25 protein-coding genes and 1 tRNA gene are annotated in these 22,300 nt (G+C 65.9%); 20 read left to right on the plus strand and 6 right to left on the minus strand.

Annotated features, from left to right (window positions below):
• Nucleotides 1-86 precede the first annotated feature (86 nt).
• From TP2_RS00810 to TP2_RS00825, 4 genes are all read left to right on the plus strand, one after another.
• Complete coding sequence (locus tag TP2_RS00810; protein WP_038072357.1) at nucleotides 87-950, plus strand: ABC transporter permease; 864 nt, start codon at nucleotides 87-89, stop codon at nucleotides 948-950.
• The gene (locus tag TP2_RS00815) at nucleotides 947-1,795 is read left to right on the plus strand and encodes an ABC transporter permease (protein ID WP_038072360.1); all 849 of its coding nucleotides are present in this window, start codon (nucleotides 947-949) and stop codon (nucleotides 1,793-1,795) included. The genes TP2_RS00810 and TP2_RS00815 overlap by 4 nt, the downstream gene beginning before the upstream one ends.
• 67 nt (nucleotides 1,796-1,862) lie before the next feature.
• Nucleotides 1,863-2,846: an ABC transporter substrate-binding protein gene (locus TP2_RS00820; protein ID WP_038072363.1), complete on the plus strand. Its 984-nt coding sequence runs from the start codon at nucleotides 1,863-1,865 to the stop codon at nucleotides 2,844-2,846.
• A gap of 108 nt (nucleotides 2,847-2,954) precedes the next feature.
• Nucleotides 2,955-3,416 carry a hypothetical protein gene (locus TP2_RS00825; protein WP_038072366.1) on the plus strand — a complete coding sequence of 154 codons (462 nt, stop codon included), beginning with the start codon at nucleotides 2,955-2,957 and terminating at the stop codon, nucleotides 3,414-3,416.
• A 20-nt stretch (nucleotides 3,417-3,436) separates the two neighbouring features.
• Here TP2_RS00825 and TP2_RS00830 read toward each other — a convergent pair whose 3' ends face one another.
• Nucleotides 3,437-4,585 (minus strand): mechanosensitive ion channel family protein, encoded by a 1,149-nt coding sequence (locus tag TP2_RS00830; RefSeq protein ID WP_051692091.1) that lies wholly within the window; start codon nucleotides 4,583-4,585, stop codon nucleotides 3,437-3,439.
• Between the two features lie 179 nt (nucleotides 4,586-4,764).
• Here TP2_RS00830 and TP2_RS18375 point away from each other — a divergent pair, with 179 nt between their 5' ends.
• The 6 genes from TP2_RS18375 to TP2_RS00855 all read left to right on the plus strand — a co-directional run bounded on the left by TP2_RS18375 (nucleotide 4,765) and on the right by TP2_RS00855 (nucleotide 11,119).
• Nucleotides 4,765-4,932: a hypothetical protein gene (locus tag TP2_RS18375; protein ID WP_157617011.1), complete on the plus strand. Its 168-nt coding sequence runs from the start codon at nucleotides 4,765-4,767 to the stop codon at nucleotides 4,930-4,932.
• Between the two features lie 73 nt (nucleotides 4,933-5,005).
• The gene (locus TP2_RS00835; RefSeq protein WP_038072370.1) at nucleotides 5,006-6,328 is read left to right on the plus strand and encodes a helix-turn-helix transcriptional regulator; all 1,323 of its coding nucleotides are present in this window, start codon (nucleotides 5,006-5,008) and stop codon (nucleotides 6,326-6,328) included.
• Nucleotides 6,329-6,389: 61 nt separating this feature from the next.
• Nucleotides 6,390-6,785, plus strand: a complete 396-nt coding sequence (locus TP2_RS00840; RefSeq protein WP_038072373.1) for a response regulator transcription factor — start codon at nucleotides 6,390-6,392, stop codon at nucleotides 6,783-6,785.
• Nucleotides 6,785-7,105, plus strand: coding sequence for a hypothetical protein (locus tag TP2_RS00845; protein WP_051692092.1), 321 nt, complete (start codon nucleotides 6,785-6,787; stop codon nucleotides 7,103-7,105). The genes TP2_RS00840 and TP2_RS00845 overlap by 1 nt, the downstream gene beginning before the upstream one ends.
• 1 nt (nucleotide 7,106) lies before the next feature.
• Nucleotides 7,107-9,818, plus strand: a complete 2,712-nt coding sequence (locus TP2_RS00850) for an ATP-binding protein (protein ID WP_051692093.1) — start codon at nucleotides 7,107-7,109, stop codon at nucleotides 9,816-9,818.
• 83 nt (nucleotides 9,819-9,901) lie between these two features.
• On the plus strand, nucleotides 9,902-11,119 hold the full coding sequence (locus TP2_RS00855) for a FliM/FliN family flagellar motor switch protein (RefSeq protein WP_169739493.1): 1,218 nt from the start codon (nucleotides 9,902-9,904) through the stop codon (nucleotides 11,117-11,119).
• Nucleotides 11,120-11,122: 3 nt separating this feature from the next.
• Here the strand turns inward: TP2_RS00855 and TP2_RS00860 are convergent, their stop codons facing one another.
• The gene (locus TP2_RS00860) at nucleotides 11,123-11,635 is read right to left on the minus strand and encodes a DUF6691 family protein (RefSeq protein WP_338065272.1); all 513 of its coding nucleotides are present in this window, start codon (nucleotides 11,633-11,635) and stop codon (nucleotides 11,123-11,125) included.
• Between the two features lies 1 nt (nucleotide 11,636).
• A complete protein-coding gene (locus TP2_RS00865; RefSeq protein WP_038072376.1) occupies nucleotides 11,637-12,062 on the minus strand; it encodes a YeeE/YedE family protein in 426 nt (141 codons plus the stop codon).
• A gap of 192 nt (nucleotides 12,063-12,254) precedes the next feature.
• Here TP2_RS00865 and TP2_RS00870 point away from each other — a divergent pair, with 192 nt between their 5' ends.
• Together TP2_RS00870 and TP2_RS00875 are read left to right on the plus strand one after the other, a co-directional pair.
• Nucleotides 12,255-12,593: a TraR/DksA family transcriptional regulator gene (locus tag TP2_RS00870; RefSeq protein ID WP_038073256.1), complete on the plus strand. Its 339-nt coding sequence runs from the start codon at nucleotides 12,255-12,257 to the stop codon at nucleotides 12,591-12,593.
• A gap of 141 nt (nucleotides 12,594-12,734) precedes the next feature.
• Nucleotides 12,735-14,690: a 3-hydroxyacyl-CoA dehydrogenase family protein gene (locus tag TP2_RS00875; RefSeq protein ID WP_169739494.1), complete on the plus strand. Its 1,956-nt coding sequence runs from the start codon at nucleotides 12,735-12,737 to the stop codon at nucleotides 14,688-14,690.
• 9 nt (nucleotides 14,691-14,699) lie between these two features.
• On the opposite strand, the gene TP2_RS00880 is transcribed toward TP2_RS00875, so the two are convergent.
• Complete coding sequence (locus TP2_RS00880) at nucleotides 14,700-14,915, minus strand: hypothetical protein (protein ID WP_038072379.1); 216 nt, start codon at nucleotides 14,913-14,915, stop codon at nucleotides 14,700-14,702.
• A gap of 282 nt (nucleotides 14,916-15,197) precedes the next feature.
• Between TP2_RS00880 and TP2_RS00885 the strand changes: the two genes are divergently transcribed.
• Nucleotides 15,198-15,449 (plus strand): DUF2312 domain-containing protein, encoded by a 252-nt coding sequence (locus TP2_RS00885; RefSeq protein ID WP_038072381.1) that lies wholly within the window; start codon nucleotides 15,198-15,200, stop codon nucleotides 15,447-15,449.
• A gap of 27 nt (nucleotides 15,450-15,476) precedes the next feature.
• Here the strand turns inward: TP2_RS00885 and TP2_RS00890 are convergent, their stop codons facing one another.
• Complete coding sequence (locus TP2_RS00890) at nucleotides 15,477-16,352, minus strand: hypothetical protein (RefSeq protein WP_038072383.1); 876 nt, start codon at nucleotides 16,350-16,352, stop codon at nucleotides 15,477-15,479.
• Between the two features lie 105 nt (nucleotides 16,353-16,457).
• Here TP2_RS00890 and TP2_RS00895 point away from each other — a divergent pair, with 105 nt between their 5' ends.
• From TP2_RS00895 to TP2_RS00925, 7 genes are all read left to right on the plus strand, one after another.
• Entirely contained in the window at nucleotides 16,458-18,146 is a 1,689-nt protein-coding gene (locus tag TP2_RS00895; protein ID WP_038072386.1) for an ABC transporter permease, read from the plus strand.
• A 48-nt stretch (nucleotides 18,147-18,194) separates the two neighbouring features.
• Nucleotides 18,195-18,270, plus strand: a tRNA-Thr gene (locus TP2_RS00900).
• Nucleotides 18,271-18,290: 20 nt separating this feature from the next.
• Nucleotides 18,291-18,992, plus strand: a complete 702-nt coding sequence (locus TP2_RS00905; protein ID WP_084713760.1) for a MotA/TolQ/ExbB proton channel family protein — start codon at nucleotides 18,291-18,293, stop codon at nucleotides 18,990-18,992.
• Nucleotides 18,992-19,375, plus strand: a complete 384-nt coding sequence (locus TP2_RS00910) for an ExbD/TolR family protein (RefSeq protein ID WP_038072388.1) — start codon at nucleotides 18,992-18,994, stop codon at nucleotides 19,373-19,375. The genes TP2_RS00905 and TP2_RS00910 overlap by 1 nt, the downstream gene beginning before the upstream one ends.
• Nucleotides 19,372-19,785, plus strand: coding sequence for a biopolymer transporter ExbD (locus TP2_RS00915; RefSeq protein ID WP_038072389.1), 414 nt, complete (start codon nucleotides 19,372-19,374; stop codon nucleotides 19,783-19,785). Before TP2_RS00910 ends, TP2_RS00915 begins: the two co-directional genes overlap by 4 nt.
• Complete coding sequence (locus TP2_RS00920; RefSeq protein WP_051692095.1) at nucleotides 19,782-20,621, plus strand: TonB family protein; 840 nt, start codon at nucleotides 19,782-19,784, stop codon at nucleotides 20,619-20,621. The genes TP2_RS00915 and TP2_RS00920 overlap by 4 nt, the downstream gene beginning before the upstream one ends.
• A 58-nt stretch (nucleotides 20,622-20,679) precedes the next feature.
• On the plus strand, nucleotides 20,680-21,852 hold the full coding sequence (locus TP2_RS00925) for a M20 aminoacylase family protein (protein WP_038072391.1): 1,173 nt from the start codon (nucleotides 20,680-20,682) through the stop codon (nucleotides 21,850-21,852).
• Nucleotides 21,853-21,867: 15 nt separating this feature from the next.
• Here the strand turns inward: TP2_RS00925 and TP2_RS00930 are convergent, their stop codons facing one another.
• The gene (locus TP2_RS00930; RefSeq protein WP_038072393.1) at nucleotides 21,868-22,275 is read right to left on the minus strand and encodes a universal stress protein; all 408 of its coding nucleotides are present in this window, start codon (nucleotides 22,273-22,275) and stop codon (nucleotides 21,868-21,870) included.
• Between the last annotated feature and the right edge of the window lie 25 nt (nucleotides 22,276-22,300).

Raw genomic sequence — 22,300 nt, forward strand, 5'->3', positions numbered from 1 at the left:
CGGGCAGGGGGGCTGTCCGCCCCCCTCTGGCTACGCCATTCACCCCCTGAGGATATTTCGGGCGGTTGGAAGGGGAGGGCTGCGTCATGAAGATGGTAGCGCCCGTTCTGACCGTTCTGGCCGCGATCATCCTGCTTTGGTACGGGGCGACGGTCTGGTTGAATTCGCAATGGACCTATGACCAGGCCGCGCGGGCCGGGCAGGAGGTGAGTTTCTCGGAGGTCGTCGTCGATACGATGAACCAGAAGCGCCCCGTGCTGCCTGCGCCGCATCAGGTGGCCGAGGGGCTGTGGCAAGGTGTGTTCGGACAGAAATTCACCTCGAAGCGCAGTCTCGTCTTCCACGGCTGGATCACGCTCTCGGCGACGCTGGCCGGGTTCGCGCTGGGTACGGGGCTGGGGATCTTGCTGGCGGTGGGGATCACGCATAGCCGGGCGATGGATCTGAGTGTCATGCCCTGGGCGATCGCCAGCCAGACGATCCCGATCCTTGCAATCGCGCCCATGGTGATCGTCGTTCTGGCGAGCCTCGGGATCACCGGCTTGCTGCCCAAGGCGATCATCGCCGCTTACCTGAGTTTCTTCCCCGTTCTGGTGGGGATGGTGAAGGGGCTGCGCGCGCCCGATCACATGCAACTCGATCTTCTCAAGACCTATAATGCCAGCCAGGGCGCGACCTTCTGGAAGCTGCGGCTGCCGTCCTCGATGCCTTATCTTTTCGCCTCGCTGAAAGTGGGCGTCGCGGCGAGCCTCGTGGGCACGATCGTCGCGGAACTGCCTGCCGGCGCCACGCGCGGGCTTGGCGCGCGGCTGCTGTCGGGCAGCTATTACGGGCAGACGGTGCAGATCTGGTCGGCTCTGTTTGCCGCCGCGGCGCTCGCTGCGATCCTCGTCGTGGTCGTCGGCATCATCGAGCAGATCACGCTCAAGCGGATGGGGATGGTGCGATGAGCTGGCTGATTTTTGCGATTGTCTTCTGGCTCGCGGCTTGGGCGCTGAATTCCTGGCTGGCGAAGGCGCACGGGTCCGAGCGTTGGGCGCGGTTCCTGATTCCGGCTCTGTTCGGGCTCACGATCCTGATCTTGTGGGAAGGGCTGGTTCTTGGGCTCAAGATCAGCCCGGTCATCCTGCCTGCGCCAAGCCAGATCGCGGCGAGTTTCGCCGCCTCGACCGATATCCTGCGTGAAGACTTCATGCAGACGATCCTGAAAGGGGCGCTCTCGGGCTACCTGATCGGCTGCGGCGCGGCGGTGGTGGTGGCAATCCTGATCGACCGCTCGCCCTTCCTGCAGCGCGGACTGCTGCCGATCGGGAATTTCGTCGCCGCCCTGCCGATCGTCGGGATCGCGCCGATCCTCGTGATGTGGTTCGGCTTCGACTGGCAGTCCAAGGCGGCGGTCGTCGTGGTGATGGTCTTCTTTCCGGTTCTGGTGAACATGGTGGCGGGTCTGGCCGCGACTGATGCGCTCCAGCGTGACCTGATGGCGACCTATTCGGCAAGCTACTGGCAGGGGCTGTTCAAGATGCGCCTGCCGGCGGCCATGCCTTTCCTCTTCAACGGTCTGAAAATCGCGACGACGCTGGCTCTGATCGGCGCGATCGTTGCCGAATTTTTCGGCAGTCCGACACGGGGAATGGGCTTTCGGATCTCGACCGCAGTGGGGCAGCTTGATCTGCCGCTCGTGTGGTCAGAAATTACCGTTGCGGCCTTGGCGGGCTCGGGCTTCTATGGGCTGGTGGCCCTGATCGAGAAGCTGGTGACCTTTTGGCACCCGTCGCAGCGGGCCCGGACTTAAGGGCACGAGCCTGACAGACAACCAAAATCCCGGGCGAAAGATCCGGGGCCAACAGTGGAGTGAAACGATGAAGAAACTGATCGCGGGCCTGACGGCGAGCCTCGTCATGGGCACCGGTGCCTGGGCCAACGAGGATGTCACGCTGCAGCTCAAATGGGTCACGCAGGCCCAGTTCGCGGGCTATTACGTGGCGCTCGAGAAGGGCTATTACTCGGATGCCGGTCTCGACGTGACGATCAAGCCGGGCGGCCCGGATATCGCGCCCGAGCAGGTGATCGCGGGCGGTGGTGCCGATGTGATCGTCGACTGGATGCCGGCGGCTCTGGCCGCGCGCGAGAAGGGTCTGCCGCTGGTCAATATCGCTCAGCCCTTCAAGAAGTCGGGCATGATGCTGACCTGTCTCAAGGAATCGGGCATCGAGAGCCCCAAGGACTTCCCCGGCCATACGCTGGGCGTGTGGTTCTTCGGCAATGAATACCCGTTCCTGAGCTGGATGAACCATCTGGGCATCTCGACCGAGGGCGGCGACGATGGCGTGACCGTGCTCAAGCAGGGCTTCAACGTCGACCCGCTGCTGCAAAAGCAGGCGGCCTGTATCTCGACGATGACCTATAACGAATACTGGCAGGTGATCGATGCGGGGATTTCGCCCGATCAGCTGATCACCTTCAAATACGAAGACGAGGGCGTCGCGACGCTCGAAGACGGCCTCTATGTGATGGAAGACAACCTCAAGGATCCGGCCTTCGTCGAGAAGATGGCGAAGTTCGTGAAGGCCTCGATGGAGGGCTGGAAATACGCTGAGGCAAACCCGAAGGAAGCCGCCGAGATCGTGCTCGAATATGACGAGACCGGCGCGCAGACGATGGAGCATCAGGAGCGCATGATGACCGAGGTCGCCAAGCTGACCGAGGGCTCGAATGGCGCGCTTGATCCGGCCGATTATGAGCGCACGGTCGACGTGCTGATGTCGGGCGGTTCGGACCCGGTCATCACCAAGAAGCCGGAAGGTGCCTGGACCCATGAGATCACCGACAAGGCCGGTCTCTGATCTGATCCTGTCCTGAATTGATACGCCCTCCGGCCGCGTGCCGGGGGGCGTTTTCATTTCGACGGTTTGTTAACGGGAATCGGCTTTTCTGGGTCAAAGGAGACCCGCATGGTCGATCAGGGTAATCATCTCCGCGCGGTGCGGCCCAGTTCTCGGACGCAGGCCGAAACGGCCCTGCCGTTTCGAGTTTATATCGCATTCGTGCTGGGCGCGGTTTTCCTGACGGGGTTGTTCTGGCTCACCTGGAAAAGCCAGTTTGCCGCGCCGCTGGGCTATCTCTTCGATACGCCGAGTGAAGGAGTCGAAGCTGGTTATTGCTTGGCGGTGGCCCGCACGATCGCGCCGGGCGGTGGTGGTGGCGGTTATGTCGGAGAGGCGCAGGATTTCTGGCTGAACCGGTTGATGGGATTCGGCGGCGATCTCGCGGGTAATATCGCCAAGGGGGAGGCGGCGTTGGGCAGTCATCTTCTGGCGAAGAAAGGGCCGGAGCGGCTCTGGTTGATCGACGCGATGGATGCCTGCTCGAACAAGGCAATCAACTACGGGGCGCGGTTCCGCGCCTTCGACTAGAAACCCGATGCGGGGCACCATCACGCCGTTTCGGGCGGTGGTTTGGGCCCGTCGATTTCGGGTGCCGCGATCTGGGTGGCTTCGGCAGAGGTCAGCTCTGCGCGGGTACGGGGCAGGGCGCTCGGCATCTCGGCCTGCAACCAGCTTATAAGCTGTTCACGGATGTTGCAGCGCAGGTCATAGGTGCGCGGGCCGTTGCGGGCGGAGGCGAGGATGCGCACTTCCATCACCCGCTCGCGGAAATCGGTCACCTGTACTGCGAAGACCTTGCCGTCCCAGAGCGGGTCGGCCTCGGTGATCTCGCGGGCCTTGGCACGGATCGCCGCGATATCGGCGGTATGATCGAGATAGATCATCACCGTCCCGATCAGTTCGGCGCTCTCGCGCGTCCAGTTCTGAAACGGCTGTTCGATGAAATAGCTAAGCGGCACGACCAGTCGCCGCCAGTCCCAGACCCGGATCACCACATAGGTCGCCGTGATCTCCTCCACATTGCCCCATTCGCCTTCCACGATCAGCGCGTCGTCGATGCGGATTGGCTGAGTCAGCGCGAGCTGAATGCCGGCAAAGAGATTTTTCAGAACCGGTTGCAGGGCCAGGCCCACGACGATCCCTGCCGCCCCGCCCGCCGCCAGAAGCGACACGCCGTATTGGCGGACCGCTGGAAAGGTCATCAAGGCCGCGGCGACGGCGAGGATCACGATCATCACCTTCGCCACACGCATCAGGATCCGGGTCTGCGTCACATGCTTCCGCGCAAGCAGGTTATCCTCGGCATCGAGCTTGAAGCGCCGCAGGTGGATCGTCGTCCAGATATAAAGCGCCGTGTAGGCGATCCAGGCGAGGCTGAGGATCAGCGCGACCAGCAGAACGTGGGTGATCGTCGTGGTCGTTCCCTCGCTCGCCGGGGCCAATCCGTTGGCAAACCCGAGCGCCGCGATCAGCAGTACCAACCGCAAGGGACGCGCCGCCCGGGTGACCAGCGAGCGCCAGAACAGGTCACGCTCGGCCACGGCGCGCGTCAGCATCGAGAAGACGACCCGAAACAGCGCAAGCGCCAGCAGGGTCGCGATCAGATAAGCCGCCAGTGCCACAGCCCAATCGGGCAGGACCCGCTGAGCCGCGTCGATCGCCTGTTGCAGTTCCGTCTCGATCTGGTCGGGTTGCATTGCCCCTCCCGAAATTGCTGCGGTGCCGCATTGAGAATGGCGCATTCCACGCAGCTGTCAAATCGGGCTCTCAAATCGATGCCGATCTTGACGAGGATCACGGCGCGACGGGGGGCTTGGGTGTAGATTCTCTTTCATCAGGGAAAGCCCTTCCCGTTTGGACGAAAAGGAGGGAAGACATGAAACTTCATCACGAGATGCGCGCGATCAAATTGCTCGCGGTCTTGGCACTGGCCGCGCTCGCGGGGTGCACCCAGCTTGAGAAGGATGTGGGTCAATGCGAGCCGGGCGTCGAGTCGATCTCGGGCATGGCGACGGTTGCGCCTGCGGGGACCGGTCCCTGCTGATCGGCTGTAAAGGCAGGTAAATGCCTTTTGTCCTCCTGCGCTTGGCTGTAAAGCTGTTGCAGGAGGACTTGGCATGGCCCGTTCCGCGCTCACCGGCACCCGCATTCGCGAACGGCGCACTGCGCTGGGTCTCAAGCAGGCCGATCTCGCTCGTGCGGCGGGCATTTCGGCGGCATATCTCAACCTGATCGAACATAACCGCCGCCGGGTGAGCGATGCGCTGATGGAGCGTATTGCGCAGGCAATGGGCGTCGACCCGGTTGCCCTGAGCGAGGGGGCCGAAGGGGCGCTGTTCGATGGGCTGCGCGAGGCGGCGGCGGCAGCGGAGGCCGAAGGCGGGGCGTTGTTTCAGACCCCCGATCTTGACCGGATCGAGGAATTCGTCGGCCGCTTTCCGGCTTGGGCGGCGCTTCTGGCCTCGCGTCAGGCCCGGCTCGCGGCGCTTGAACGTGTGGTCGAGGCCTATGCAGAGCGGATGGCGCAAGACCCTTTCCTGCTGACCTCGTTGCATGAAGTGCTTTCGGCGGTGACGAGCCTGCGCTCGACCGCCGCGATTCTCGTCGAGACCGAGGATATCGAACCCGAATGGCGCGCGCGGTTTCTCCAGACCATTCAGGAGGAAAGCCTGCGCCTGTCGGGAACGGCAGAAGCGCTGGTGGGTTATCTCGACGAGATGGAGACGGCCGAGACGGGGCTTTCCTCGCCGCAGGAACAGCTCGAGGCTTGGCTTGAGGGGCGTGGCTGGCACTTCCCCGAGATCGAAACGGGCGCGATATCGATTCCGGAATTGATCGCGGGCGCGCCGGAACTGGCGTCGGCAGCCGCGCGGACACTGGCCGAGCAGCATCTGGCGCAACTGATCGAAGACGCCCGCGCCTTGCCGCTCCAGACGATGCAGGCGGCGTTGGCCGATCTCGGTCCCGATCCGGGGGCGATCGCGGCGCGCACCATGGCGCCCCTCGCGCAGGTTCTGCGCCGCCTGGCGGCCTTGCCGGCTGGCCAGCCGGGACTTGGCCAGCCAGGGCTGGTGATCTGCGACGGCTCGGGCACGCTTACATTTCGCCGCGCGGCGCCCGGTTTCGCCCTGCCGCGCTTTGCTGCCGGTTGCCCGCTCTGGCCGCTTTATGAGGCGCTCGCCCGTCCGACCCAACCGATCCGCGCGCTGGTCGATATGGCGGGCCGCCTGCCGCAACGCTTCCTGACCTATGCGATCAGCGAACCGCGCCCGACAGGGTTCGATGGTCCGATGCTGATGCGTGCGACGATGCTGATCCTGCCCGCGCCGGCGGATGCAGCCGAGGCACCTGCGCGCGCGATCGGGGCGTCCTGCCGGATCTGTCCGCGCCTCGATTGCCCGGGCCGGCGCGAGCCCTCGATCGTTTCTGCTGCCGGGTAGGACCTGCAAGGGTTTGACAGCGCGCAGCCTGCCCGCGATAGTCAGGCGAGGGGGAGTGGCGATGCCGAATAAACAGGTTTTGCTGATCGAGGATGAACCACATATCGCCGAGGCGATCCGTTTCATCCTGTCACGCGCAGGCTGGGGCGTCTCGGTTTTGGGCGACGGGGCGCAGGCGATGGCGCGCATCGCCGAGGATCTCCCCGATGCGATCATCCTTGATTTGATGTTGCCGGGGCGATCTGGCCTTGAGATTCTCGTTGATCTGCGCGCCGATGCGGATCTTTCGCGCCTGCCGGTGTTGATGCTGAGTGCACGTGGGCAGGGCCGTGACCGCGAGGCGGCGGAGCGCGCGGGCGCCACGGCATTCCTCGCCAAGCCCTTCGCCAATGCCGATGTGCTGGCGCGGCTCGAAGCGATCACCGGAGGCGGCGAGGCGCGCCGGGAGCCTGCCTGATGCCGCAAACGGGCCAACCGCTCTTTCTTGCCCGAAGATCCTATCGCCGCCGCCGCCTGATGGATGCGGCGCGGTTGTTGCCGGTTCTGGGCGTCGTGCTCATTCTGCTGCCGGGGCTCTGGCATCCGGCGGAGACGGTGGTCCCCGATACCGGGCGGGGCGGTCTTTACCTCTTCGCGGTCTGGATCGGGCTGATCGTCGCAGCGTTCCTGATCGCGCGCGGTCTTGGGCCGGTGCTCGATGTGGAGGAGCTGCCCGAAGGCTCAGCCGCCGCCGAACGCGCCCGTCTGCCCGATCCCGACGACGCAGCGGAGGGCTGAGATGCCCTTCAATATCCTTGTCGCGGTCTGCCTTGGCTATGTGATCGTGCTCTTTTCGGTGGCCTTCGTGGCCGAACGCCGCGCAGAGCGCCGCCGGTTGCGCTTCCTGCGTTCGCCGGTGATCTACACGCTGTCTCTGTCGATCTATTGCACCGCCTGGACCTTCTACGGCGCGGTGGGTTACGCGGCGCGCTCGGGGCTGGAGTTCCTCACGATCTATCTCGGCCCGACGCTCGTCTTCATCGGCTGGTGGTGGGTGTTGCGCAAGCTGGTCAGGATCGGGCGCACGCATCGCGTGACCTCGATTGCGGATCTGATTTCCAGCCGCTACGGCAAGTCGAACACGCTGGGCGTGATCGTCACGCTGATGTCGGTGGCCGCCGCCACGCCTTACATCGCTTTGCAATTGCAATCGGTGACGCTGAGCTTCGGGGTCTTCGCCGCCGGCACGCCCGAAGGCTGGGCGCTGCCCGATCAGGGCGCGACAGCGCTCTGGATCGCGGGCGGGCTTGCGATCTTCACCATCCTCTTTGGCACGCGCAATCTCGACGCCAATGAGCGCCATCACGGCGTGGTCACCGCCATCGCGCTCGAGGCGGTGGTGAAGCTGGTGGCGCTCGTCGCGGTCGGGATCTTCGTGGTCTGGGGGCTGGGCGGGGGGCCGATGGACATGCTGTCACGGATCGACGCCTCGAAGATCGCGGAATGGGAGTTGAACCCAGGCCGCTTCGCCGGTCTTACCTTTGTCTCGGCCGCCGCGATTCTGACGCTGCCGCGCATGTTTCAGGTGCTGGTGGTCGAGAATGTGGACGAGCGTCACCTCGCCACCGCGAGCTGGGCCTTCCCGGCCTACCTGATGTTGATGAGCCTTTTCGTCGTGCCGATTGCGGTGATGGGGCTGGAGCGCATGCCCGAAGGCGCGAACCCGGACCTTTTCGTGCTGACGCTGCCGCTGGCCGAGGGGCAGGGCAAGCTCGCGTTGCTGGCCTTCCTGGGCGGCTTCTCCTCGGCCACTTCGATGGTGATCGTGGCGGCGATCGCGCTGGCGACGATGGTGTCGAACCATATCGTCACGCCCCTGTGGCTCGCGCTGCGGCGTTCGGATGCGCGCGCGCCGGGCGATGTGCGCGGGCTGGTTCTGGCCTCGCGGAGGGTCTCGATCATCGCCGTGCTGGCGATGGGCTATGCCTATTACCGGATGTCGGGTGGCTCCGAGGCGCTCGCCGCGATCGGGCTGATCGCTTTCGTCGGCGCGGCGCAGGTGCTGCCGGCGCTGATCGGCGGCATGTTCTGGCGCGGGGCGACCCATGTCGGCGCGGCGGCGGGGCTGATCACCGGCTTTGCACTCTGGGCCTACACGCTGTTCCTGCCCTCGGTGGGCGAGGCTGGGCTCTTGCCGCGGGCCGTGCTCGACAATGGGTTGTTGGGACTGGGCTGGCTGCGGCCCCATGCGCTCTTCGGGATCGGTGGGCTCGATCCGCTTCTGCACGCGCTGTTCTGGTCGCTTCTGTTCAACACGCTCGCCTTCCTGATCTTCTCGATGACGTCCTTTCCGGGGCCGATGGAGCGGCTTCAGGGCGTGGCTTTCGTCAATATCTACGATCAGGGGCCGGCGACGCGCTCCTGGGCGCAGGGGGGAGCCGAAGCAGAAGACCTGCTCTCGATGGCGCAGCGTATCCTTGGCGCGGAGCCTGCACAGCATTTCTTCCAGGCGCAGGCTGCGGGGCAGGGCAAGGCCGGGTTTCTACCCGACACGACCCCCGATTTCCTCGCCCGTCTCGAACGCAAGCTCGCGGGCTCCGTGGGCGCAGCCACGGCCCATGCGATGATCTCGCAGCTTACGGGCGGCTCGTCGGTTTCGATGCAGGATCTGATCGCGGTGGCGGGCGAGACGGCGGAGGCGAAGGAATATTCCGCCCGGCTTGAGGCGAAATCCGAAGAGCTCGCCCGGACCGCTCGGGCACTGCGCGAGGCCAATGACAAGCTCAAGGAGCTGTCGGTCCAGAAAGATGCCTTCCTCAGCCAGATCAGCCACGAACTGCGCACGCCGATGACCTCGATCCGCGCCTTTTCCGAGATCCTGATGGAGCCGGATCTGCCCGACGCGATGCGCGCGCAGTACGCCGAGATCATTCACGAGGAGGCACGCCGCCTGACCCGTCTGCTCGACGATCTGCTCGACCTGTCGGTGCTTGAGAACCGGCGCGCCCAGCTCAATATTTCGGTTGCGAACCTGCATGACCTGATCAACCGCGCGGTGCAGGCGGCCTCCTCGACGCAGCCCGAGCGCCAGTTCCGGCTCGAACGCGATTTCCCGACCGAGCATATGCCGATCTTCACCGATACCGACCGGCTGGTGCAGGTCTTCATCAACCTGATCTCGAACTCGCGCAAATATTGCGATGCCGAACGTGCGGTGCTGCGCATCGAGGTGAAGAAACGCGGCAAGCGGGTGCAGATCGACTTCGTCGACAACGGATCGGGTATCCCGAAACAGTCGCAAAAGCTGATTTTCGAGAAATTCGCCCGCCTCACCGATCAGAGCCGTGCCGGCAGCGCGGGGCTCGGGCTCGCGATCTGCCGCGAGATCATGGCCAATCTTGGTGGTACGATCGACTACCTGCCCGGACAGGGGGGGGCCGCCTTCCGGGTGAGCCTGCCGCTTCGACGCAAGGATCCGGCGACACCCCCGCCGATTACCGTGCAGATCTGAGCCCGCCAGGCGTTCTCAACCATTTGTAAACCTCGATCTGCCAAGGCTTGGGAGATGCCCCGACCGGCGGGCGGATGGAGGTCATGGCTCAGGAGCGCGAGAATTCAGTGTTGCGCAAAAAGGCCGAGGCGGCGAAGCCCGCCCCGGACAGTGCCCCCATGACGCCTGAAAAGGCGATCGCGCAAAGTCTCTCCAAGGTCGCGCAGGAAATGCTGGATCTGCCCTTGCGCGTGACGGAGCTGGTCGAGACGCGCCGGGGCCTCGCCGATCTCCCCGAGATGCTGGAGGATCTTTCGCTGCTCGCGATCATCGAGGGCCCGGGGGAGGGGCTCGGGCTGGTGGCCCTGCCGCCCGCGACCCTGTCTGTGCTGATCGAAATGCAGACGATGGGGCGATTGGGTAAAACCGCGCCGGGGCCGCGCAAACCGACCCGGATCGACGCCGCGATGGCGGCTGATTTTCTCGATGCGCTGTTGGCCACGATCGAAGCAACCCTGATCGAAGAGGAGGCAATAGCCTGGGCGGGTGGGTTCCGCTATGCCTCCCATCTCGACGATCCGCGCCCGCTTGGGCTTTTGCTGGAAGATATCAGCTATCGGGTCTGGTCGGCGCGGCTTGCATTCGGCACCGGGGGCGAGCGCGAAGGCGGCTTCCTCTGGGCGGTGCCGCAATCGGGCCGGGGCGCGGCGCTGCGCCGGATGCCGGAGGAAAGCGCGACAGGTGCTGCACCGCCCGATCCCGGCCAAGGCTGGGAGGCGGCGCTCGAACGTGCGGTGCTCTCGGCCCCCGCCACGCTCGAGGCGGTGCTGCATCGCGTGACCCTGCCGCTGGCTGCGGTGATGGATTTCGAGCCAGGGATGGATATCCCGCTTCCCGAAGACGCGCTTGAAAAGATCGCGCTCGAAGGGCAGGGGCGGCGCAAGCTCTCGCAGGCGCGGCTTGGCCAAAGTCGGGGCATGCGCGCTCTGCGGCTGGTCGAGACCGATGAGGCGGGCGGGCTGGAGGCAGTACCCCAGCGCAAAGACTTCGGGGCGGTCGCGGCCGGGGCATCCCCTTTCCCGAAGGTGGACCTGCCCCTCGAACCGGGCTCGCTGGGCGATCCGATGAGCCCCACCTACGGCGCGCTCGACGATACGTCCGGCGGGCCTTCCGATGCGCAGGACCCGCTTGGCGAATTGGGCGGGTTGGAGACCGGCGCGGCGATTGGCGGGTTCGCAGGGCTGGGCGGGCTTGGCGCGCTTGCGGATGAGAAAGAGGCGACAGGAGACCTGCCGCCGCTCAAGATCGGATCGGGTTTGTAGCGATCAGCGGACGGCTGCGCGCGGAGTGTTGCGTGCCAGTGCGCGCTCTTCTTCGGGAATGTTTTCGCACGGTGGCACTTCGAGCGTCGTGCGATCGAGGATCGAGAGCCAGTCCTTGACCCGCGGCGCAACCGCCATGCCCACGCCCATCGCGATGATGAAAAGCCAGCCCTGCCAGCCATTGAAGCTCAGCGAGCCCATCGCGGGACCCGGGCAGAGGCCAGCCAATCCCCAACCCGCACCAAACAGCAGCGAGCCGAGCACGAGGTTGCGGTCCACCAGGCGCGGAAACGCCCCCGGCATCGGTGAGCCGAGATAGGATTTTTCGCGCCGCTGCGCGACCATCCAGACGAAGAACATTACGCCCACTGCGCCGGTGAGCACGAAGGCCAGCGTCGGATCCCAATCGCCAAATACGTCGAGCCAGCCCTGAACCTTCTTGGTGTCGACCATGCCCGCCACCAGAAGTCCCGCGCCAAAGAGACCTCCCGAGAGGAATGCAAAGAAATTGCGCATCTCAGATCACTCCCAGCAGATGGCGGAAGATCACCAGCGACAGGCCTCCGCCCAGCAGGTAGAAGGCGGTCGCCACGATCCCGCGCAGCGAGAACCGTGAGATACCGCAGACTCCGTGCCCGGAGGTGCAGCCATTGGCGAGCCGCGTACCGAGCCCGACCAGAAGCCCCGCCGCCACGATCACCCAGATCGAATTCGTCACATGCGTATCGACGACCTTGTAAAGCGGCACCAGAAGCGGCGGCACGGCGATGAGCCCGCCGAGAAACGCCACCCGTTCCGAAACCGTATCGCGGCCCGATCCGTCGATCAGCCCGCCGATGATGCCGCTCGCGCCCATGATGCGGCCGTTGACCAATAGATACACTCCGGCTCCCGCGCCGATCATCAGACCGCCGACGAGGCCCCAAATCCAATCCTGATGCATGAGCTCTCCCTGTGCTCGTACGTAAAACGCGACGGGGTCTCCCAAACCCGTCTGAGTTGCAATGCTAGAACCCGGCGGGGCTCTCGTGCAAGGATTTTGATATCCGCATATGTTCGTGTTTTCCGGTTGACTTGTGTCAACGTCCGAAAAGCCCTTTGACTGCTATGATTTGGCAAGCAAATGGAGGAGCGCATGAAATCGGTCGAAATCCGTAAAACGGAGCTTGAGGCGCGTCGCGCGCAGTTGCTGGCGCGCATGGAACAGGTCGAATCCGAGCTCGACAGCCATATCGAGAAGGATTGGGCCGATGCGGCGGTCGAACAGGAACAAGACGAGGTTCTTGAGGACCTTGGCGAATCCGCGCAGCAGGAATTGCGCGCGATCGAGGCCGCGCTCGAGCGAATCGCCGAGGGCGAATACGGTTTTTGCGTCACCTGCGGCGAGCGCATTGACGAGGCGCGGCTTGATCTGCTGCCGGCGACCCCGTTCTGCCGCAACCACGCGCCCGGCGCCAAGGCCAAACGCGGCTGAGCGCACCGCCCTGCGTCCGCGATCCGCACGTTCTTGCCGTTTCCGTCACGCAAAGGGTAAAAACCCTTTGTTTTGAAGCGCGTCGGCCTTAGACTTTCTGCGCGAGCGAACAGGCCAGTGGCGGGGGCAATGGCAAAGCGGGTGAGATTTCGGACCCAGGACGGGCTGGCTTGGATTACGCTGAGTGGCCTTGACGCAAGCGGCGCGCCTGCGGGCTTCACGTCTGATCTGCGTGCCGCACTTGGTGGGCTGCTCGATCTTGTGGCTCGCGACCACGCTTTGCGCGGGGTGATCGTGCAGGGCGATACGGCAGGTTGGCCGGTCGCGACCGATCCGCTTGAAGATTACGCAACCGATGGGGAAGCACCCGATCTCGCGACGCTCGCGCAATCTCTCGCCGCTCTCGACCAACCGGTTCTGGCGCGGCTTTCGGGGCGTATCACCGGGGGCAGCCTTGCGCTGTCCCAAGCTGCCGATTTGCGGATCGCCGATCCCGAAACCACCTTTCTTTCGCCGGAGTTTGCGCTCGGCGCGATTCCTGCGGCGGGCGGTCTGGTACGGCTGGCGCGGCGAAAGGGTGGCGCTGCAGCGCTGGACCTGCTGACGCGCGAGACGCCGCTTGAGGCCACGGCGGCCATGAGCCTTGGCCTGTGCGAGTTGATCCTGTCCGATCCCGAGCCGGCTGAGATCGCCGCCGCGCTCGATCTGCTTCATGACGAGGGCGTGCCGCCCGCCGATGCCGCGCTGTCTGACCCTGCCGCCTATCTCGCCGCGATCGAGCCGCGCCGTGCGGCGCTGCGCAAGGGACCGCTGGCCGAACCCGGCGCCCGAGCGCTCGAGGTGGTCGAAAGCGCGCTGCTCTTGCCGCTCGACGAGGCGCTCGATTTCGAGGCCGTGGCTTTCGAGGATCTGAGCGCCGCGCCGCTGTCGAAGGCGCTGCGCCATGCCGCGCGCTGTGCGGCCCAGACCCGATCGCCCGGATCCGGTGAGCCTATCGAGCCGATGCGGATCGGGCTGTGGGATCAGCCGCCGACACTCGCCGGGGCACTTCTGGCGGCGGGCCACTCGGTCATTCTCGGGGCGAGCGATCCCAGCGCGATCGAGGCCGGTTTCGCATCCATCGCCCGCGAGCAGGAACGGCAGGTGCAACAGGGCAGCCTCGATCCCGAAACACGCGATGCGGACTGGGCGCGGCTCGGCGCAGCGATGACGCGCGACGGGCTTGAAGGCTGCGACATGGTGATCGCGGCGGGTACGCAACCCGTGCCGGAGACGCCATTGCTTCTGCCGGTGCTCGATCGTGCCCTTGCAGGCCGTGTCGGGCCCGTGCTGATCCGTTCGGGCGGCATCGTCGAGCTTGTCCCCGGCACACAGACCACGACCCAGGAACTGGCGAGGCTGGAGGCTGTGCTGCGCCTTGGCGATGCGCCGGTGGTGATCGGCGGACCCGGAGTCGGGGGCATCGTCACCCATCTGCGCCTGGCCTATATCGCGGCTGCCGAACGCGCTGTTCTGGCCGGGGCGACGGTCGCCCAGGTCGACGAGGCGCTGACGCAGCTTGGCGTCACCACCCCGCCATTGCGACTTGCGGATGCGATGGGGATTTCCCGTGTCTGCGCGGGTCTCGAACAGATCCGCCGCGCGCCGGGGCCTTTCCTGGGGCTTCTGGCGCTCGAAGGGCATGAGGGCCGTGCAAGCGGGCAAGGGTTCTACGATTGGTCGAACCGCGCCGCGCGGCCGATCCCGGATCAGGCCGAGGCGCTCAGTGCCCTGCGCCGGGAGGCCGGAATCACACCGCGCCGTCTGGGCACCGCGCAGATCCGCGCGCGGATCCTGGCCGAGCTTGCGAATGAAGGTGCATCCCTTCTGCAACGCGCCCAGGCGCATCGTGCCTGCGACATAGACCTTGCCGCGCGCTTTGCGCTGGGTCTGCCGGCGAGCCTTGGCGGGGTGATGTTTGCCGCAGATCAGGCCGGGTTGCTGGCGACGCGAAAACTGCTGCGCGCGCTCACAGAAGAAGGTGCGCCTGAGCCAGTCACGCTCTGGGATGTGCTGATCCGCAATGGCAAGAGCTTCGCTGATCTCGACCGGAGATAAGGTCCAGCCTCAGCTCAGGAAGATCCCGACCACGACCATCATCAGGCCGATCACCGAGACGAACAGCGCGCCCATGTTGAGCACAACCACTTTCTGGAGCCGCGCCCGCAACGCGTCATCGGGAAGCCCGGCGCGTTTGGCCTTTGCCACCGCGACGATGCAATAGAGGATGCCGATCAGCCCCAGCACCGAAACGCCGGCTCCGGCCCAGATCAGAAATTCCATAGCTGCCTCCCGCGATAATGCGCGCCTGCCCTAGCCGAGCAAGCGCGCCAAGGCAAGGAAAAGGGGCTCTGCCCCTCTGCCTTCGGCATTCACCCCGAGATATTTTTCTCAAGAAGAAGGGGGGCGGTCTTCTTCTTCTTGATCCAAATATCTCGGGGGAGGCCGCGAAGCGGACGGGGGCAGAGCCCCCGCTGTGCCAGGGCACGCGCAGCGCCTCTTGATGCGCGGGGCGCGGCGGGCTAGTGAGAGCGCCGATCCAGTCGAGCAGCAGGAGAGAGCCCGATGCCCAGCGATGCCGCCTACAATGTCGCCGCCGACGAGCTGCGCCAGTTCGTCGAGCAATTCGAGAGCCTGGAGGCCGAGAAGAAAGACATCACCGAGCAGCAGAAAGACATAATGTCCGAAGCCAAGGCGCGCGGCTACGACACGAAAGTGCTGAAAAAGATCGTGGCTTTGCGCAAGCGCGACAAGGATGACGTGGCCGAGGAAGAGGCGATCCTCGATCTCTACAAATCCGCGCTCGGCATGTCCTGAGCGGTCGGGCTCAAGGTCGCGCCCGTTTCAGGGCGCGATGAATTCCACGCCCGGCAATTGCGCGATCGCTGCCACGTCGGCATCGTATTGCGCGGTGATCTCGGCGACCAGGTCGTCGGTCCAGCCGGGCAGGGGAGCCTCGATCTCGATCGCCTCGGGGCGTGCATATTTGTCGAGGAACGCGGTCACGATCTTGCGCCGTTGCAGGACCGATTTCGGCGGGTGACTTTCGAGATAGCTGCGCAGCCGTGCGACCCCATCGGGCGGCATGATCTGCTCAAGGATCATCAGCTCGCCATCGAGCGCCTGGCTTTCGGGGAGCCCGCCCACCGCGCGCAGCACCTCGGGCCAGATCAGCGGCAGATCTTCATTGCACCAGATCACGAGGCGGCGTCCGCCGGCTGCCGCGGCCATTTCGCGGATCACCGGCTCCCAGCGCAGATCGCGCGGGTCGTGATCATGCATGATCTGTTCGTAGCTGCGCTTGGGCAGGCGCTGGACGAGTTGCGGCAGCAGCGTCGCGGGATTGATCAGCGCGAGGTGGAACTCGGTTTCCGAACTGGGGAAGAGATTGGCGAGCGGGGCGAGCTTGCCCGGCGCCATCACGTAAAAGCCCTTCTGGGTCACAACGCGTTCGGGGATGCACAGGAAAAACTCGTGGCTGAAGACGAGCCGCTCGATGTCGTGGCGCTCGGTGCAGGCTTCGAGCAGCGCATCCTGCACGTCTTGCGGTGCGGGGCCACCCTTGAGAGAGACCAGCGCGTCGCGAAGCACCATCCGGTAGCGGCGCGGAGCGGGCACGGCGATGCCATATTGCTCGAGCACGGCGCGATTGCTTGAGAGCACCCGAACGATGCGGTCCTCATCGGTCGAATGGGCCCCGAGATGGAAAACGACTTTCATGCTGCGCGCCTCGATATGCTTAGGCCGGCCAAGCCCTTATGATTGCGCGCCACTCTAGCCGCTGAGTTCTGGACAGGCAAACGCGTTTCGGGATAGAGGGGAGGGATGAATTCCGAGCAAACAACTCAGGTAATTGGCGCGCGCGCGCCTTCGGCTCGCAAACACGTCCCCGGCTCGGGGCTGTGGTCGCTCGGTGCGTTGGTGATCGCGGGGCTGGTGCTCGCGCCGATCCTTGCGGTGGGTTGGATGGCGCTCGATCCGCGCGAGAATATCTGGCCGCATCTGATCGCGACGACCCTGCCGCGCTACCTGGTCAATACCGCGGTGCTGACGGGCGGCGTCGGGCTTCTGGCCTCGGCCGTCGGGGCTGGCGCGGCCTGGCTTGTCGTGATGTATCGCTTCCCCGGTCACCGGGTGCTGGAGTGGTTGTTGCTGCTGCCGCTCGCGATTCCCGCCTATGTGGGGGCCTATGCGCTGACCGATTTTCTTGACTATTCCGGTCCGGTGCAAACGGCGTTGCGCGCGGCGTTTGGTTGGGCCTCGGCGCGTGATTACTGGTTCCCCGAGATCCGCTCGCGCGAGGCGGCCGTCGTCGTGCTCTCGGCCGCGCTCTACCCTTACATCTACCTGATCACCCGCGCCGCGCTGCGCGAGCAATCTGGCGCAAGCTACGAGGTCGCGCGCGCGCTCGGCACGGGCCCGTTTGGTCTTTTCTGGCGTGTGGGGCTGCCGCTCGCACGTCCCGCCATCGCCGCAGGCGCCGCCATCGCCATGATGGAGACGGTGGCCGATTTCGGCGTCGTCGATCATTTCGGGGTGCAGACACTGACCACGGGTATCTTCACGACCTGGCTCTCGGGCGGCAATGCCGGGGGGGCGGCGCAGTTGTCGCTCGTGATCCTCGGAATCGTTTTCGCACTCTTTGCGCTGGAGAAACTCTCGCGCCGCAAGGTGCGCTATTTCCAGACCGCGCGGCAATCGCGCCCCGTTCTCGCGCAAAGCCTGACCGGTTGGGCGGGCTGGGCGGCGATGGCACTTTGCGCGCTGCCGGTGGCCGTGGGATTCGTGCTCCCGGTCGCGGTGATGGGGAGCCATGCGCTTGCCAATCCCGATGCCTGGTTCGGTCGCGGCCTTGGGCTTGCGCTCTGGCACACGGTTTTCACCGGCGGGATGGCGGCGGCGATCACGGTCACGCTGGCGCTGTTCATGGTATACGGTGTGCGGCTTTCGGGGCGCAGCCTGCCGCGCGTGGTGCTGCCGCTGACGACGCTGGGCTATGCCGCGCCCGGAGCGGTGCTTGCGGTCGGCATCCTGATTCCGCTCGCGGGGCTTGATCATGCGCTGGCCGATGGGATTGCGGCACTGACGGGCTATGATCCGGGTCTCATGCTGACCGGCTCGGCCTTTGCGATCATCCTCGCCTATGTGGTGCGTTTCTTCGCCATCGCGCAGGGGGCGGCGGATGCGGCCTTCGGGCGGGTGCCGCCCTCGCTGCCAATGGCGGCGCGCTCGCTCGGGCGCGGACCCGGAGGCGTTCTGCGCGAGCTCTACCTGCCGCTCATGCGCGGCTCCGTCGGCTCGGCGCTGCTTCTGGTTTTCGTCGATTGCGTGAAGGAACTGCCCGCAACGCTGTTGCTGCGCCCGTTCAATTTCGAGACGCTTGCGACGCGGACGCAGGAAAAGGCGAGCCTGGAGAATCTGGGCGATGCCTCGCCCGCAGCGCTTCTGGTTTCGGCCGTGGGGCTTGTCGCGGTGGCGATCCTCGCGCGCGCCAATCTCGGCCGGTCCCGCTGACCCGCGTCTTGCGCGAATTTTCCAGCCGCGCTATTGCGGGCCGGTCACGCCGGCGTAGCTCAGTTGGTAGAGCGTCTGATTTGTAATCAGGGGGTCGGGGGTTCGAGTCCCTCCGCCGGCACCAGTAGCCTCTCGGAGGGCGCGATGGACAGCACCGCTCAGATCCCCGGGGCGCTCCCGGGCCGCATGGTCGATGCGCTCGTGCTTGGCGGGCCCGCGATGTGGGCGATCGCCGCGCTGTCCGTGCTTTCGTTGGCGCTGATCTTCTGGAAACTCTGGGATCTGCTGGCCGCCGGTGCCTGGTCAGGCGGCGCGCGCACGCAGGCCGCGATCGAAGCCTGGGCACGCGGTGATCTCGACGCGGCGGAGGCGGTTCTGAAGGACCGTCGTTCCTTGCGCGCGCAGCTTGCCCGCGCCGCGATGGCAAGCCTGCGCGATCCGCAGCTTGACCGCGCAGGCGCCGAGGCCGAGACCGCGCGGGTGGCGCGCAATCTGCTTGCGCGGGCGCGCTCGGGGCTGAGGGGGCTGGAGCTGGCGGTTGTGATTGGCCCGCTTCTGGGCCTTCTGGGTACGGTCGCGGGAATGATCGCGGCCTTCCGCGCTTTGCAGGAAGCGGGCGTGCAGGCCGATCCGGCGACGCTGGCGGGCGGGATCTGGGAGGCGCTTCTGACCACCGCCGCGGGGATGGCGGTCGCGATTCCCGCACAGATCGCCCTGTCGGGTTTCGATGCGGTGGTCGACCGGTTGCGCCATGACATGGAAGATGCCGCGACCCGTATCTTTGCGCGTGCCTCCACTGTGAACGCAGCCTCTGACAGGGAGCGGCTGCGCGCCGCGGCCGAGTGATGTTTGCCTTCGGGCAGGCCCGCGCGCGCCGCCGTCCGGCGCTTACACCGATGATCGACGTGGTGTTTCTGCTGCTTGTCTTTTTCATGTTGGCCTCGCGCTTCGGGGTGGAGCGGACGCTTGAACTTACGATCGGCGGGGGAGGGGCTCAGGCCGAATGGTCGGGGCCGCCGCGTCTGGTCGATATCGGGGCGGATGGCGCGCTTGCGCTCAATGGTCAGCCGGTCGTGCTGAGCGATCTGGCCACCGATCTCGCGCCGCTGATGGAGGCCGCGACCGATCCGGTGGTGCTGCGCCCCAAGGGAGGCGATCTGGCGGCCGTCACGCAGGTGCTCGATGCGCTGCGCGGTGCAGGGCTCACCCATCTGGTGCTGGTCCCATGAGGCTTTTTACCGACACGCCCCGGCGCAGCCTGCCCGAGCCGCTTTTGCCGATGATCAACGTGGTCTTCTTGCTGCTGATCTTCTTCCTGTTGGCCGCGACGCTCGCCCAGCCGACGCCGTTCGAGGTGTCTCCGCCCGAGGCTTCGGGCGGCGGGGCAGCCGAGCCTGGTGATCTGACGCTTTTTGTGGGTGCGGACGGCCGGCTTGGCTTCGGAGATGCGCGCGACTTGGCGGCGCTTGCCGCGCTGGGGGCTGCGACGGAGGCTGCGCGCGCGGCCTGCGGCGCGTGCGCCGACACGCTCACGCTGCGGGCAGATTCGAAGCTTTCGGGCGAGGCCTTGGCGAAGCTGGTGCCGGAATTGAGCGCGCTTGGCTTCAAGAACCTCAAACTCGTGGTGCGCGGAAAATGACCGCGCGCGGGCTGGCCTTCGTGGGGGCGCTCCTTGCGGCGCTTGGCGTGCATGCCGGGGTACTCGCGATCTGGGAGCCCGCGCCTTCGGGTGGCGCGCAATCCTCGGGCGATGGGGGAGAGGCGCTGGTCTCGCTCGCGCCCGCCTCGGCAGCGATGGAGGCGATGGTCGCCGAGTGGGAACGCCCGCCCGAGCTTGAAACTTCAGAGCCAGAGATGGCCGAGCCCGTTCCGCCGGAGGCGCAGCCCGAAAGCGCCGAGCCACAACCGCAGGACCAGCCCCGGATCGCCGCCCCCTCGGCCCTGACCGCGCCTCCTGCCCCCGACGCGCCTTTGCCCGCGCAAGCGGACCCGGCCACGCCCGAGATGCCGCGCCCGCTGGCGAAGCCCGCGCCGCCCGAGACGAAACGGGCCACGCCGAAAGCGCTCGCACCGCGCAAGCTTCAGCCGTCGCAACCCTCGCAGGCCCGGCCCGAGCAGGTCGCGAAAGGGCAAGGCGCAAGAGGGGCTGCGGGTGACAATCAAAATGCTCCGGCCGCCACGCTCTCGGCGGGACAAATCCGGTCGCTCATGGGGAGCTGGGGTGGACAGATCCGTGCCCGGATCGAGCGTCATAAAACCCCGCCCGCAGGCGCGGGGGCAGGGCGGGTGACCGTCGCGATCACGGTGGCGCGCGACGGGCGTCTGCTGGGTGTCGCGGTTGCAAAGGGCTCGGGCAACGCAGCCCTCGATCAGGCCGCGCTGGACGCGGTGCGCCGTGCTGGCCGCTTTCCCGCGGCGCCTCGAGGCCTTTCGAAACCCCAATACAGCTTCACCTTGCCGATGGTCTTCCGCTGAGCCCCGCTTGCGCCCATCTCACTGCCAAGGCAGGGTGAGCGCGAACCAAGGAGCCACCATGCCGATCAAGAACCGTTTTGCCCAGATGCTGCCCGAGGCGGTGGAATGGCGTCACGATTTCCACCGCAATCCGGAACTGCTTTATGACCTGCCGCGCACCTCGGCCCGGGTGGCCGAGCTGTTGCGTGCGTTTGGTTGCGACGAGGTGGTCGAGGGGATCGGCAAGACCGGTGTCGTGGGGGTGATCGAGGGGCAGGGCGCGCGCAAGGGCGGGCTGCGCTGCGTGGGGCTTCGCGCTGATATGGATGCGCTTCCGGTCGAGGAGAAAACCGGCGCGGCCTATGCCTCTCAAACGCCCGGCAAGATGCATGCCTGCGGCCATGACGGGCATACGGCGACCCTGCTGGCGGCGGCGAAGTACCTGTGCGAGACACGTGCGTTCTCGGGGCGCGCGGTGATGATCTTCCAGCCTGCCGAAGAGGGTGGGGCGGGCGCACGCGCGATGATCCGCGACGGGCTGATGGAGCGGTTCGAAATCGAGGAAGTCTATGCGCTGCACAATATGCCGGGCATGGTGGCGGGCTCTTTCGGGATCCGCCCCGGTGCGATGATGGCGGCGGCGGATTTCTTCGAGATCACGCTGGAGGGCAAGGGCGGTCACGCGGCGAAACCGCAGGAGACGACCGACCCGGTTCCGATCGCGGCGCATCTGATCCTCGCATTGCAAAGCATCGTGGCGCGCACGACCGATCCGTTCGAAGAGATCGTGCTGTCGGTCACGACGCTCGCGTCCGATTCAAAGGCGCTCAACGTGATCGGCAATTCGGTGACGCTGGGCGGGACGGTGCGCACGATGAGCGCCGCGACCCGAGATCTGGCCGAGACCCGCTTGCGCGAGATCACGCAAGGGGTGGCCGCCACCCATAATGCACGTGCGACCGTCGATTACCGCCGTGGCTATCCGGTGACGCGCAACGACGCGGCGGCAGCCGAGGCGGCGGCACATGTGGCCGAAGCGGTGGCCGGATCGGTCGATCGCGCGGTCGCTCCGATGATGGGGGCGGAGGATTTCGCCTATATGCTCGAGGCCCGCCCCGGCGCCTATGGCTTCATCGGCAATGGTGATTCCGCGCCGCTGCACCACGCGCAATATGATTTCAACGATGCGATCCTGCCCGCAGGCGCGAGCTGGTTCGTCGGCATGATCGAGACGCGGCTCCCGTCTGAGTGAGCCGCAGCGCGGCTCTCAGCGCATCACCATCACCGCGCATTTCGCGTGACGTACCACCCGCGATGCGGTCGAACCGATGAGGTAGTCGCCGAAGCCCGGACGATGCGAGGCGATGACGATGCAATCGGCCCCGATCTCCTCGGCGCAGGACAGGATCTCGTGGCCCGCCTGACCTTCCACGATTGCCCAGGCGCCGTTGTCGAACTCGGCCGCGCGCGATTTCAGGTCGCGCTCGATCGCCTTGCGCAGCTCGTCGGCATAGCCTTCGGGCATGTAGCTGATCGCATAGGCGGGCACGTCTTCCATCACATGCAAAAGCGTGACCCGCGCGCCGTCGCTGGCAAGCGCGCGCGCCACGTTCAGCGCCGCATCGGGGTTGTGTTCGTCATCGAAGGCCACGGGCACGAGAATATTGGAATACATGGTCTGGCTTCCTTTCGCTTCGCTG

The organism is Thioclava pacifica DSM 10166 (assembly GCF_000714535.1).
Classification (GTDB): domain Bacteria; phylum Pseudomonadota; class Alphaproteobacteria; order Rhodobacterales; family Rhodobacteraceae; genus Thioclava; species Thioclava pacifica.

Bases quoted from the DNA above. Each gene is read 5' to 3' on its own strand.
- TP2_RS00920 (WP_051692095.1), top strand. From the start codon at position 19,782: ATGACCGCGCGCGGGCTGGCCTTCGTGGGGGCGCTCCTTGCGGCGCTT.
- TP2_RS00885 (WP_038072381.1), top strand. From the start codon at position 15,198: ATGCCCAGCGATGCCGCCTACAATGTCGCCGCCGACGAGCTGCGCCAG.
- TP2_RS00850 (WP_051692093.1), top strand. From the start codon at position 7,107: ATGCCCTTCAATATCCTTGTCGCGGTCTGCCTTGGCTATGTGATCGTG.
- TP2_RS00925 (WP_038072391.1), top strand. From the start codon at position 20,680: ATGCCGATCAAGAACCGTTTTGCCCAGATGCTGCCCGAGGCGGTGGAA.
- TP2_RS00855 (WP_169739493.1), top strand. From the start codon at position 9,902: ATGGCTCAGGAGCGCGAGAATTCAGTGTTGCGCAAAAAGGCCGAGGCG.
- TP2_RS00840 (WP_038072373.1), top strand. From the start codon at position 6,390: ATGCCGAATAAACAGGTTTTGCTGATCGAGGATGAACCACATATCGCC.
- TP2_RS00825 (WP_038072366.1), top strand. From the start codon at position 2,955: ATGGTCGATCAGGGTAATCATCTCCGCGCGGTGCGGCCCAGTTCTCGG.
- TP2_RS18375 (WP_157617011.1), top strand. From the start codon at position 4,765: ATGAAACTTCATCACGAGATGCGCGCGATCAAATTGCTCGCGGTCTTG.
- TP2_RS00860 (WP_338065272.1), bottom strand. From the start codon at position 11,635: ATGCGCAATTTCTTTGCATTCCTCTCGGGAGGTCTCTTTGGCGCGGGA.
- TP2_RS00815 (WP_038072360.1), top strand. From the start codon at position 947: ATGAGCTGGCTGATTTTTGCGATTGTCTTCTGGCTCGCGGCTTGGGCG.
- TP2_RS00890 (WP_038072383.1), bottom strand. From the start codon at position 16,352: ATGAAAGTCGTTTTCCATCTCGGGGCCCATTCGACCGATGAGGACCGC.
- TP2_RS00810 (WP_038072357.1), top strand. From the start codon at position 87: ATGAAGATGGTAGCGCCCGTTCTGACCGTTCTGGCCGCGATCATCCTG.
- TP2_RS00870 (WP_038073256.1), top strand. From the start codon at position 12,255: ATGAAATCGGTCGAAATCCGTAAAACGGAGCTTGAGGCGCGTCGCGCG.
- TP2_RS00820 (WP_038072363.1), top strand. From the start codon at position 1,863: ATGAAGAAACTGATCGCGGGCCTGACGGCGAGCCTCGTCATGGGCACC.
- TP2_RS00905 (WP_084713760.1), top strand. From the start codon at position 18,291: ATGGACAGCACCGCTCAGATCCCCGGGGCGCTCCCGGGCCGCATGGTC.
- TP2_RS00830 (WP_051692091.1), bottom strand. From the start codon at position 4,585: ATGCAACCCGACCAGATCGAGACGGAACTGCAACAGGCGATCGACGCG.
- TP2_RS00910 (WP_038072388.1), top strand. From the start codon at position 18,992: ATGTTTGCCTTCGGGCAGGCCCGCGCGCGCCGCCGTCCGGCGCTTACA.
- TP2_RS00895 (WP_038072386.1), top strand. From the start codon at position 16,458: ATGAATTCCGAGCAAACAACTCAGGTAATTGGCGCGCGCGCGCCTTCG.
- TP2_RS00930 (WP_038072393.1), bottom strand. From the start codon at position 22,275: ATGTATTCCAATATTCTCGTGCCCGTGGCCTTCGATGACGAACACAAC.
- TP2_RS00835 (WP_038072370.1), top strand. From the start codon at position 5,006: ATGGCCCGTTCCGCGCTCACCGGCACCCGCATTCGCGAACGGCGCACT.
- TP2_RS00865 (WP_038072376.1), bottom strand. From the start codon at position 12,062: ATGCATCAGGATTGGATTTGGGGCCTCGTCGGCGGTCTGATGATCGGC.
- TP2_RS00915 (WP_038072389.1), top strand. From the start codon at position 19,372: ATGAGGCTTTTTACCGACACGCCCCGGCGCAGCCTGCCCGAGCCGCTT.
- TP2_RS00845 (WP_051692092.1), top strand. From the start codon at position 6,785: ATGCCGCAAACGGGCCAACCGCTCTTTCTTGCCCGAAGATCCTATCGC.
- TP2_RS00880 (WP_038072379.1), bottom strand. From the start codon at position 14,915: ATGGAATTTCTGATCTGGGCCGGAGCCGGCGTTTCGGTGCTGGGGCTG.